Genomic DNA, 10,653 nt, shown 5'->3' with positions numbered 1-10,653 from the left:
GGAAGGGCCGAAGACCCGATCCCCACCTGGGAGGAAGACAGACGATGACCCCCCCGCATAACTACCTCGCCGTCATCAAGGTCGTTGGCATTGGCGGCGGCGGCGTCAACGCCGTCAACCGCATGATCGAGCAGGGACTCAAGGGCGTGGAGTTCATCGCGATCAACACCGACGCCCAGGCGCTGTTGATGAGCGACGCCGACGTCAAGCTCGACGTCGGCCGCGACTCCACCCGCGGTCTCGGCGCCGGCGCCGACCCCGAGGTCGGCCGCAAGGCCGCCGAGGACGCCAAGGACGAGATCGAGGAGCTGCTGCGCGGCGCCGACATGGTCTTCGTCACCGCCGGCGAGGGGGGTGGCACCGGCACCGGTGGCGCACCCGTGGTGGCCAACATCGCCCGCAAGCTCGGCGCGCTGACCGTCGGTGTGGTGACGCGGCCGTTCTCCTTCGAGGGCAAGCGCCGCTCCAACCAGGCCGAGAACGGCATCCAGGCGCTGCGCGAGAGCTGCGACACCCTGATCGTCATCCCCAACGACCGGCTGCTGCAGATGGGCGACGCCCAGGTCTCGCTGATGGATGCCTTCCGCAGCGCCGACGAAGTGCTCCTCAACGGCGTGCAGGGCATCACCGACCTGATCACCACCCCGGGTCTGATCAACGTCGACTTCGCCGACGTCAAGGGCGTCATGAGCGGTGCGGGCACCGCCCTGATGGGTATCGGCTCGGCCCGCGGTGACGGCCGCGCGCTCAAGGCCGCCGAGATCGCGATCAACTCGCCGCTGCTGGAAGCCTCGATGGAAGGTGCGCAGGGCGTGCTGCTGTCGGTGGCCGGCGGCAGCGACCTCGGCCTCTTCGAGATCAACGAGGCCGCCTCACTGGTGCAGGACGCCGCGCACCAGGATGCCAACATCATCTTCGGCACCGTGATCGACGACTCGCTCGGCGACGAGGTCCGGGTCACGGTCATCGCCGCCGGGTTCGACTCCGCCGGCCCGAGCCGCAAGCCGGTCGTCGGGGCGGCCGGGGCCGCCACCGGAGCGCAGCCCATCGCGCCCGGTGCGGCAGGCAAGCTCAGCTCGTCGCTGTTCGACCCGATCGACGCCGCGAGCGTGCCGGTGCACACCAACGGTGCGACGGTGAGCATCGGTGGCGGCGACGACGGCGGAATCTCCGACGACGACGTCGACGTGCCGCCGTTCATGCGGCACTGACGCTTTCCGCACTGCCGCAATACTGGGTTTGTGACAGTCATCCGTCGCGTGACCACCACCCGTGCCGGTGGTGTCTCGGTCCGACCGTTCGACACCTTCAATCTCGGTGACCACGTCGGCGACGACCCGAAAGCGGTTGCGGCCAACCGGACACGGCTGGCCGCCGCGATCGGGCTGCCCGAGGACCACATCGTGTGGATGAACCAGACCCACAGTGATCACGTCGCCGTGGTCGACGGTCCGCGTGCCGACGCCGTCGACGACACCGACGCGCTGGTGACGACGACGCCCGGGCTCGCCCTGGCCGTGGTGACCGCGGACTGCGTGCCCGTGCTGATGTCCGACGCCCGCGCCGGGGTGGTCGCCGCCGTCCACGCCGGGCGGGTCGGCGCCGCCGACGGTGTGGTGCTGCGAACCCTGGACACCATGCTGGCCAACGGTGCGCACGCGCACGACATCTCGGTGCTGCTCGGCCCGGCCGTCAGCGGCGCCAACTATGAGGTGCCCGAACAGATGGCCGCCGATGTCGAAGCGCGGCTGCCGGGCAGCCGGACCCGGACCGCGAAAGGCACCCCGGGACTGGATCTGCGGGCCGGAATCGCCCGGCAATTGCGGAACGCCGGGGTGAAGGCCATCGACGCGGACCCGCGCTGCACGGTGGCCGACACCAGATTGTTCAGCCACCGCCGCGACGCCCCGACCGGTCGCCTGGCGTGTTTGGTGTGGATGGAATGACGAGCCCCACCGACCGGGAGGCCGAACTGGCCACCGCCCTGGCCGCACTGACCGACCGGCTCGCGGCGGCCGCGCGCGACGCCGGCCGCGACGTCGCCGAGATCGACCTGCTGCCGATCACCAAGTTCTTCCCGGCGACCGACGTCGCCATCCTGTGGCGGCTGGGTTGCCGGGTGTTCGGTGAATCCCGCGAACAGGAGGCCTCGGCGAAGATCGCCGAGGTGGCCGATCTCACCGGTGCCGGTGACCTGCGCTGGCACATGGTCGGTCAGATCCAACGCAACAAGGCCAAAGCGATTGCGGCGTGGGCGGATACGGTCCACTCGCTGAGTACGGGCAAGGTGGCCGCGGCGCTGGACCGCGGTGCCGCGCTGGCTATCGAGCAGGGCGTGCGGAGTGCACCGATCAACGTGTTCGTCCAGATCAGCCTCGACGGTGACACCTCACGCGGCGGTGTGGACATCGGCGATCCGGGCGCCGTCGACGAGCTGTGCGCCCTGGTCGCCGAGGCGGGCGCGCTGCGGCTGGCCGGGCTGATGGCCGTCCCGCCGCTGGGTGCCGATCCCGACGCGGCATTCGCGGCGCTGGCCGACGAACACCGCCGGATATTGCGCAATCACCCTGGTGCGACAGCGTTGTCGGCGGGGATGTCGGGCGACCTGGAGGCGGCGGTGCGACACGGATCTACGTGTGTGCGTGTCGGAACCGCGCTTATGGGACAACGTCCTCTAACGTCTCCCTGAGTAGTCACTCCAGTCACATCTTCATCACAGACACCGCACTTCACGCTTTCAGAAGGGTCCAGCGATGAGCACTCTCCACAAGGTCAAGGCTTACTTCGGTATGGCCCCGATGGACGACTATGACGACGAGTACTACGACGACGACGACCGCGGCGCTCACCGCGGTTACGCCCGCCGTGAGCGCTTCGCGGACGACGAGTACGAGCGCCCCGGCCGCTTCGACGACCGCGACCCGCGGATGGGTCGCGAGTATGACGATCTCCGGGACCCGCGCGAGGCCGACTACGCGCCGACCGGTGGCTTCCGCGCCCAGTACGGCGACGAGCCGCGCTTCCGTCCGCGCGAGTTCGAGCCCCACCCCCACGACATGCCGCGCTCGTCGCGGTTCGGCTCGCTGCGCGGTTCGACCCGCGGCGCACTGGCGATGGACCCGCGCCGGATGGCCGAACTGTTCGAAGCCGGCAGCCCGCTGTCGAAGATCACCACCCTGCGCCCCAAGGACTACAGCGAGGCCCGCACCATCGGCGAGCGTTTCCGCGACGGCCAGCCGGTGATCATGGACCTGGTCTCGATGGACAACGCCGACGCCAAGCGGCTGGTCGACTTCGCCGCCGGTCTGGCCTTCGCCCTGCGCGGGTCGTTCGACAAGGTGGCAACCAAGGTGTTCCTGCTGTCGCCGGCCGACGTCGACGTCAGCGCCGAGGAGCGCCGGCGGATCGCCGAGGCGGGTTTCTACAGCTACCAGTGATCGACGGCGGTGGTCCGACGTCTCGGAGCACCGTAGGTCTTAGGTAGGCTGACTGCGTCGCGCTGGCCTCAAACCAGCGATGTCGGCAATGTCACATCCGCTGTTGATTAAGGACCGGCTCTAGTTGTCGCTGTTCTTCGAAATCCTTGGCTTCGCGCTGTTCGTGTTCTGGCTGCTGTTGATCGCCCGGGTCGTCGTCGAGTTCATCCGGTCGTTCAGCCGGGATTGGCATCCGCGAGGGCTCACCGTGGTGATCCTCGAAGTGATCATGACGGTCACCGACCCACCGGTGAAGCTATTACGTCGGCTTATCCCGCAGCTGACCATCGGCGCGGTCCGGTTCGACCTGTCCATCATGGTGCTGCTGCTGCTCGCGTTCATCGGAATGCAGCTGGCATTCGGGGCAGCCGCCTGAGGGCGGCAAGCTACCCCATCGGGCCGCGAAATGCGATTAGCCACGCCGTGGAAGCGGTATGCAGAAAATTGAAATTAGCTCTTAATTAGGCAACCGGCGGTTCTGGTGTGACAGGATGGACGCCAGTTACAGTACGGACCGACGAACGTTCGACACGTTCTAGACTTTGCACCCGTTCAACCGTTCAGACCCGAGGGGGCAGATGATGCCACTTACACCGGCCGACGTGCACAATGTGGCGTTCAGCAAGCCGCCCATCGGCAAGCGAGGCTACAACGAGGACGAGGTCGACGCCTTCCTCGACCTGGTAGAGAACGAGCTGACCAGGCTCATCGAGGAGAACTCGGATCTGCGCCAGCGGGTCGCCGAGCTCGACCAGGAGTTGTCCGCCACCCGCTCCGGCGGAGCGGTTCCGCAGCCGACGCAGGCCATCCCGATGTATCAGCCCGAGCCGGAGCCCGAGCCCGCCCCGGCCCCCGCGCCGCAGGCGGCTCCCGCCCCTGCGCCGGCGCCGAGCCCGGCCGCCAGCGAGGAGCAGGCCATCAAGGCCGCTCGGGTGCTGGCACTGGCCCAGGACACCGCCGACCGGCTCACCGGCACGGCCAAGGCCGAGGCCGACAAGCTGCTCGCCGATGCGCGCAGCAATGCCGACCAGATCCTGTCGGAGGCCCGCCACACCGCGGAGACCACGGTCGCCGACGCCAAGCAGCGCGCCGAAGCACTGCTCAGCGATGCGCAGAACCGGTCGGAGACCCAGCTGCGGCAGGCGCAGGAGAAGGCCGACGCCTTGCAGGCCGACGCCGAGCGCAAGCACACCGAGATCATGGGCACGATCAACCAGCAGCGGACTGTCCTCGAGGGACGGCTGGAGCAGCTGCGGACGTTCGAGCGCGAATACCGCACCCGGCTCAAGACCTATCTGGAGTCCCAGCTCGAGGAGCTCGGACAGCGTGGCTCGGCCGCACCGGTGGATTCCGGTGCTGCCAGCGACGGCGGTGGGTTCAACCAGTTCAACCGGGGCAACAACTGAGCGCTGCGCGCGCTGGAGGTTGATCGATGCTGATCGTTGCGCTGGTGCTGGCGGTGATCGGCCTCGCGGCCCTGGTCACCGCGGTTGTCACCAGCAATGAGCTGGTCGCATGGGTGTGTATCGCGGCCAGCGTCGTCGGAGTGATCCTGCTGATCGTCGACGCGATCCGGGAGCGCCAGCAGCGTCGCATCGATGAGGTGGAGCCGGCGACCGTGACGACCTCCGACGAGTCGGTGGAGTCCTCGGCGACCGCCGAGACCACCGCCTACTCGGAAACGGACGAGACGGTCGACACGACCTATTCGACGTTCGACGCCGACTACCCCGACGACGAGACGCCGGCGGCGACGGAGCCGGAAACTGTCGAGGACGCCCCCGACGAGCCAGACGAAGCCGCCGATGAAGCCGCATCCGAGGGCGAGACCGAACCGGTCGCGGACGAGCCCGACGAGCAGAAGTCCGGCGAGTCCGGGTCACGCTGACCTTTTCGTGACCCCTGCGGGGCGCCCGGTCAATCGGGTGTCCACACGGGTAAAAGGGAGCCATGGGCATCCACTACTCGAGCATCGTCGACCACCCTGTTGACGAGGTCTTCGCCTGGCACACCCGGCCCGGCGCGATGCGGCGGCTGGTTCCGCCCTGGCAGCCGATGCAGGTCATCGCCGAAACCGAATCGCTGGCCGACGGCCGGGCGGTCCTGGGTCTGCCCGGCGGTCTGCGCTGGGTGGCCCGGCACGACCCCTCCGGCTACGACCCGCCACATCAGTTCGTCGACGTGCTGTCCTCGGACGGGCTGATGACACTGCCGCCGCGGATCATCGGATGGTGGCGGCACACGCACACGTTCGCCGACGCCGGTGCGGGCCGTACCGAGATGCGCGACGAGGTGGACACCACGGTGCCCGGTGCCGCGCTGCGCTCGACGTTCGTCTACCGGCACCGGCAGCTGGCAGATGACCTCGCCGCCCACCGGGATGCCCGGCAGGCCGGCGCCGGCCAGTTGTCCGTCGCCGTCACCGGGTCCACCGGTCTGGTCGGCACCGCGCTCACCGCCCTGTTGTCCACCGGCGGGCACCGGGTGATCCGGCTGGTCCGCCGTGACCCGGTCCGACCCGACGAAAGGCGTTGGGAGCCAAGTGATCCCGCGCCAGATCTGCTCGCGGGGGTGGACGCCGTCATACATTTGGCAGGCGAGTCGATCGCCGGGCGCTTCACCGAGGAGCATCGCCGCGCGATCCGCGACTCCCGCATCGAGCCGACCCGCAGGCTGGCCGAGTTGGCCGCCGGCGCGAGGGTGAGCGCCTTCGTCAGTGCTTCGGCGATCGGGATCTACGGGTATGACCGCGGCGACGCCGAGCTGTCCGAGGACAGTGCGCGCGGTGACGGTTTCCTGGCCGACGTGGTCGCCGACTGGGAGGCCGCCACTGAGCCCGCCGCGACCGCGGGGGTTCGGACGGTCTGCGTGCGCACCGGCATCGTGCAGGCTGCCCGGGGCGGCACGCTGCGGTTGATGCGCCCGCTGTTCGCCGCCGGCCTCGGCGGCCGGTTGGGCAGCGGCGAGCAGTGGCTGTCGTGGATCGGCCTGGACGATCTGCTGGACATCTACTATCGCGCCGTCTACGACGAGGCGATGGTGGGTCCGGTCAACGCGGTCGCGCCGAATCCGTTGCGCAACAAGGCATATACGAGGGCACTCGCGGCGACGCTGCATCGCCCGGCGGTCTTGCCGGTGCCGTCGCTCGGCCCACGGCTGCTGCTGGGTAAGCAGGGCGCCCAGGAACTGGCCGAGGCGAATCAGCGGGTGCTGCCGGCCAAGCTGGCGGAGCTGGGCCACCGGTTCCGGCAGCCGGAGGTCGAGGGCGCGCTGGCCCACGAACTCGGACACGACCCCGGATAGCTCAGTCGGTGGCCCGCCACGAGTGCAGACTGCGCAGCAACGAACTCTTCTTGTGCTCGTGGCCGGCCATCCGCCCCAGCACATCGTCGAGGGTGACGACCGCGTCGGTGATGTAGGGACCCTTGTTGAGCATCACGCACTCGGCGCGTTCCGCCATTGCCGCATCGGTGATTTCGGCCCGGGACGGAAGGCCGGTGGTGGCGAGCTGCTCGAGCACCTGGGTCGCCCAGATCACCGGCAGGTGCGCGGCTTCACAGAGACACAGCGTCTCCTCCTGCAGCTCCGCCATCCGTTCGTAGCCCACCTCGACGGCCAGATCGCCGCGGGCGATCATCACCCCGACCCGGCGTCGGCGCATCGCGGTGAGCAGCAGCCGCGGCAGATGCTCGAACGCCAGCCGGGTTTCGATCTTGAGCACCACTCCGAGGTCACGGTCACCCAGACGGTCCAGTTCGTCGAAGAGGCGGATGACGTCGGCGGGTTCGCGGACGAACGACAGCTCGACGAAGTCGGCCAGCTCGACCACCGTCGCCAGGTCCGCGATGTCCTTGTCGGTCAGTGCCGAGATCGGAAGGTCGGTGTCGGGAACGTTGATTCCCTTGCCGGCCCGCAACTTCGCCGTCCCGTGTGCGGGGCGCTCGATGCGCACGTCGAGGGCGTCGGCGGTCACCGCGACCACCACGCCGCCGAGCTTCCCGTCGTCGAAGAACACGCGTTCACCCACCTCGGCGGTGTCGAACACCTCGGGCAGCGTGCACCCGATCTGCGGTGGGCGCCCCTCGTCGACCGGTGCGGGTGTGCAGTCGCGGGTCACCCGGACGACGTCGCCCGCGGCCAGCCGCAGGCTCTGCTCGACGGCGGGTAACTCACCGACCTTGGTGGAGTCTTTCCTTCCGGCCTTGAGTACCGTCCCGGTGCCCACATATGTGGTCTTCTCCGTGGTGACGATGAAGCCGCCGGGCGCCGCGGCGGCCAGCAGCAGCCGTCGCTTCGATCCGCGCGTGTCGCGCAGCACCAGCTCATCGCCCTCGGCGCGGTTGGCCAGCCAGTCCGCTTTGACCGGCAGGGTGGCCAGATCCGGCTCCGGCGGGCGGGCCGGCCGTCGCGCCGAGGTCAGCCAGCCGCGCCCGGCGGCGACCACTTGACCCTGGTCGTTGCGGGTCGGCCGAAGGCGCAAAACCCGGGGTCCCGGCTGCAGCGGGCCGGTGCGCAGTTTGGGCCCGCCCAGGTCCATCGCCACCAGGCAGGTCCGGCCGGCCGCCTCGGCGGCGGCGCGGACGTTGGCCGCCATCGCTCTCCATGCGGCGGCGTCGTCGTGGGCGCAGTTGATCCGGGCGATCCGCATACCGGAGTCGATCAGTGTGCGGGACAGGGTGGGGTCGGTGGCCGCCTCCGAGGGCAGGGTGACCATGATCCGGGCCGCGCGGTCCTCGGCCGCGGGCCCCAGCAGCTCGGTGGCGTTGCGCTCGAGCAGGCGGCTGCCCTCGGCGACCTCCACGCAGACCTGGTCGTTCGGTGTCCAGCCCTGTCCGCGCATCGCGGCGAGCGCGGCCGACACCAGGCGCAGCGTCGCCTGGACGTGTGCTTCGCTGCGGCCGAGCGAGGAGAGCCCCACGGCGGTCAGCTGCTGCTGGATATCACGGAGGTCGACCTGCCGCATCGCCCAGTAGTGCACCAGGTTTGTTGCACTGCACCGGTTCTCGTCGGCAACCGGGTCGGTCCACGGTTGCCATCGCAGCTCGGCATCGGCCAGCTGAGCGAGCAGCGCGTCGACGTCACTCTGCAACCTGGCCAGCTGCTGCGCGTCTGCGGACATGGTCTGGGACGCTAGTCACTCCAGGTTGCGGTTGGGTGAACGGTTGCCTGTTGGCAGTCGGCCCACACCGGGCTGACCATGTAATCGCCGGCGCGGACCTATTTCGCAGGCGGCAGGGGTGGGGCGTCGTCGGGAGCCATTTCCGCACCGATCTTGCGGAACAGCGTGTCGGCGGCGTTGGTGTAGTCGCCCGACGCATCGAACGCATCCTGGTCGTAGGTCACCGCCACGGCGATCGCTATGTTCCGGCTCGGCAGGTAGCCCTCCGCAGCGGCGTAACCCGAGAACAGCGGGTTCTGCAACAACCAGCTCCCGGAGACGACGATTCCCAGCCCGTAGGTGTACACGTCATTTTGGACCGCGCACGTGGCGCAGCCCGATAACGCAGTGGTCTTCCCGCGCAGCTGTGGCGAGATCATTCGTTGGTACGACTCATGCGAGAGCAGGCGTCCCGAACCGATGCCCTCGGCGGTGGCGGCCAAGTCGTAGATATCGGTGGTCTGGATTGCGCCATGGGTGATCGTCCAGGACGGATTCCAGAACGTGGATTCCTCGTAGAACGGCGTGCCGGCCGGGATGCCAAGGGCAGCGCGTCGCTCCGAGGAGAACGCATGAAGCACCGGATCGGGGATGTTCGGTGTGAACGAATTCGACGTATTCTTCAGCCCGAGAGGGCCGAGCACCTTCTGGCTCAACAGCGTCGGCATGGCCTGGCCGGTCGCTTTTTCCAGAGCGAGTCCGAGCAGCACATAGTTGGTATGGGCATAGTTCCAGTTCGTGCCCGGTTCGTAGAGCAACGGCTTGTCTACGGCGTAGCTCAGCAGCTCATGGGTCGTCCACTGCCGGAACGGGTTGCGGTACAGCTCGGCGTTCATCGGCCCGTTGCCGATGACGTAGTCGACGTAGCCGGAGGTCATCTGGGCGAGTTGACCCAGGGTCACCTGATCGGAGTGGGGTACTTCTGGCAGCCATCGGGAGAGCTTGTCGGAGAGGGCGACCTTCTTTTCGTCAACGAGCCGCAGCAGCAGGGTTGCCACATACGAGATCGCCACAGCACCGTTGCGGAAGTGCATTGCGGTCGTGGCGGGCACACCGGTCATCGATTCACCGTCTGCCCGGGTCAGCACCTCCTTGCCGTCCACGGTGACCCGCACCAACGCCGCCCTCAGATGCGCCTGCGCCATCGTGTCGCGCACGATTGTTGTGATTGCCGCGGCGTGAGGCGACGGGTGTGGCGCACTCGGGGTGGCCGGCGACCCGCAGGCGGTCGGCACCAGCAATGCTGCCAACGCGGCCGCGAGGGTGGACCGGACTGCCGTCATGGCAGTCAGCGAGCCACCTTCGCGACGAATCCGCGCACCAGCTGCCTGAGCCGTCGCGCGGCATCGTCGACATGGGTGGTGGTGTCGGCGCGCAGGTCCTCGGCGCGCAGCCCGAGCCGGGTCAGATCCCCGCCGCCGCGGGTGCGGTCATCGTCGATCCACAACTCCAGCAGCTTGTGGTCGAGTTCGGGGTGGAACTGCAGACCGAGAGCCGGTCCGTGTACGAAAGCCTGTGTGGCGCGGCTATTCTGGGCGACCACGGTGGACCCTGGCGGGGCGGTGAAGCGGTCGAAATGCCACTGGAACCACGGCCCGGCGTCGGGCACCAGTTCGGGGTCGCTGCTGCGCACCTGATGCCAGCCGATCTCGGGATCGGGGGAGCGCTGCACCGAACCGCCCAGCGCGGTCGCCACCAGCTGACCGCCGAAGCACACTCCGAGCACCCCGACACCGGAGTCGACAGCCCGTCGCACGACGTCGATCTCACCGGCCACCCACGGCAGCCGTTCGTCATATACCGCCCACCGTGAGCCCAACGGAACGATCACGTCGTAGCCGGTGGGGTCGGGGAAGGTCACGTCTACGGTGGGGTCGCCGGCTCGCTCCGCCGGGACGACCTCGAATGTGTCGACGTCGAAACCGAGTTCGGTGAACGTCTCGCCGAGCAGCGCTTCGGGCGCGATCGGATCGTTGTAGATGAACAGGACCTGACGGGGCACCCGCATACGGTACGGCA

At 68.6% G+C, this 10,653-nt stretch carries 11 protein-coding genes; 8 read left to right on the top strand and 3 right to left on the bottom strand.

Annotated features, from left to right (window positions below):
* The first annotated feature begins 44 nt into the window (after nucleotides 1–44).
* The 8 genes from ftsZ to CRM90_RS02375 all read left to right on the top strand — a co-directional run bounded on the left by ftsZ (nucleotide 45) and on the right by CRM90_RS02375 (nucleotide 6,779).
* On the top strand, nucleotides 45–1,211 hold the full coding sequence (gene ftsZ, locus CRM90_RS02410) for a cell division protein FtsZ (RefSeq protein WP_036344681.1): 1,167 nt from the start codon (nucleotides 45–47) through the stop codon (nucleotides 1,209–1,211).
* 30 nt (nucleotides 1,212–1,241) lie between these two features.
* Nucleotides 1,242–1,946 (top strand): peptidoglycan editing factor PgeF, encoded by a 705-nt coding sequence (gene pgeF / locus CRM90_RS02405; protein ID WP_102805433.1) that lies wholly within the window; start codon nucleotides 1,242–1,244, stop codon nucleotides 1,944–1,946.
* The gene (locus CRM90_RS02400) at nucleotides 1,943–2,689 is read left to right on the top strand and encodes a YggS family pyridoxal phosphate-dependent enzyme (protein ID WP_102805432.1); all 747 of its coding nucleotides are present in this window, start codon (nucleotides 1,943–1,945) and stop codon (nucleotides 2,687–2,689) included. The genes pgeF and CRM90_RS02400 overlap by 4 nt, the downstream gene beginning before the upstream one ends.
* Before the next feature lie 64 nt (nucleotides 2,690–2,753).
* The gene (locus CRM90_RS02395) at nucleotides 2,754–3,437 is read left to right on the top strand and encodes a cell division protein SepF (RefSeq protein WP_102805431.1); all 684 of its coding nucleotides are present in this window, start codon (nucleotides 2,754–2,756) and stop codon (nucleotides 3,435–3,437) included.
* 124 nt (nucleotides 3,438–3,561) lie between these two features.
* Entirely contained in the window at nucleotides 3,562–3,852 is a 291-nt protein-coding gene (locus CRM90_RS02390) for a YggT family protein (RefSeq protein WP_102805430.1), read from the top strand.
* Nucleotides 3,853–4,057: 205 nt separating this feature from the next.
* Nucleotides 4,058–4,882, top strand: coding sequence for a DivIVA-like cell division protein Wag31 (gene wag31, locus CRM90_RS02385; protein ID WP_102805739.1), 825 nt, complete (start codon nucleotides 4,058–4,060; stop codon nucleotides 4,880–4,882).
* 26 nt (nucleotides 4,883–4,908) lie between these two features.
* Nucleotides 4,909–5,364: a phage holin family protein gene (locus CRM90_RS02380; protein ID WP_102805429.1), complete on the top strand. Its 456-nt coding sequence runs from the start codon at nucleotides 4,909–4,911 to the stop codon at nucleotides 5,362–5,364.
* 62 nt (nucleotides 5,365–5,426) lie between these two features.
* Complete coding sequence (locus CRM90_RS02375; protein WP_102805428.1) at nucleotides 5,427–6,779, top strand: TIGR01777 family oxidoreductase; 1,353 nt, start codon at nucleotides 5,427–5,429, stop codon at nucleotides 6,777–6,779.
* Between the two features lies 1 nt (nucleotide 6,780).
* Here CRM90_RS02375 and CRM90_RS02370 read toward each other — a convergent pair whose 3' ends face one another.
* The 3 genes from CRM90_RS02370 to CRM90_RS02360 form a co-directional block, all read right to left on the bottom strand.
* A complete protein-coding gene (locus CRM90_RS02370) occupies nucleotides 6,781–8,595 on the bottom strand; it encodes a pyruvate kinase (RefSeq protein WP_102805427.1) in 1,815 nt (604 codons plus the stop codon).
* A 98-nt stretch (nucleotides 8,596–8,693) separates the two neighbouring features.
* Complete coding sequence (locus CRM90_RS02365; RefSeq protein WP_102805426.1) at nucleotides 8,694–9,917, bottom strand: serine hydrolase domain-containing protein; 1,224 nt, start codon at nucleotides 9,915–9,917, stop codon at nucleotides 8,694–8,696.
* 5 nt (nucleotides 9,918–9,922) lie between these two features.
* Complete coding sequence (locus tag CRM90_RS02360) at nucleotides 9,923–10,636, bottom strand: type 1 glutamine amidotransferase (RefSeq protein WP_102805738.1); 714 nt, start codon at nucleotides 10,634–10,636, stop codon at nucleotides 9,923–9,925.
* Nucleotides 10,637–10,653 lie beyond the last annotated feature (17 nt).

Source organism: Mycobacterium sp. ENV421 (genome assembly GCF_002887815.1).
Taxonomy (GTDB): Bacteria; Actinomycetota; Actinomycetes; order Mycobacteriales; family Mycobacteriaceae; genus Mycobacterium.
The sequence above is the reverse complement of the archived record's forward strand: the minus strand, read 5'-3'. Positions and strand labels throughout refer to the sequence as shown.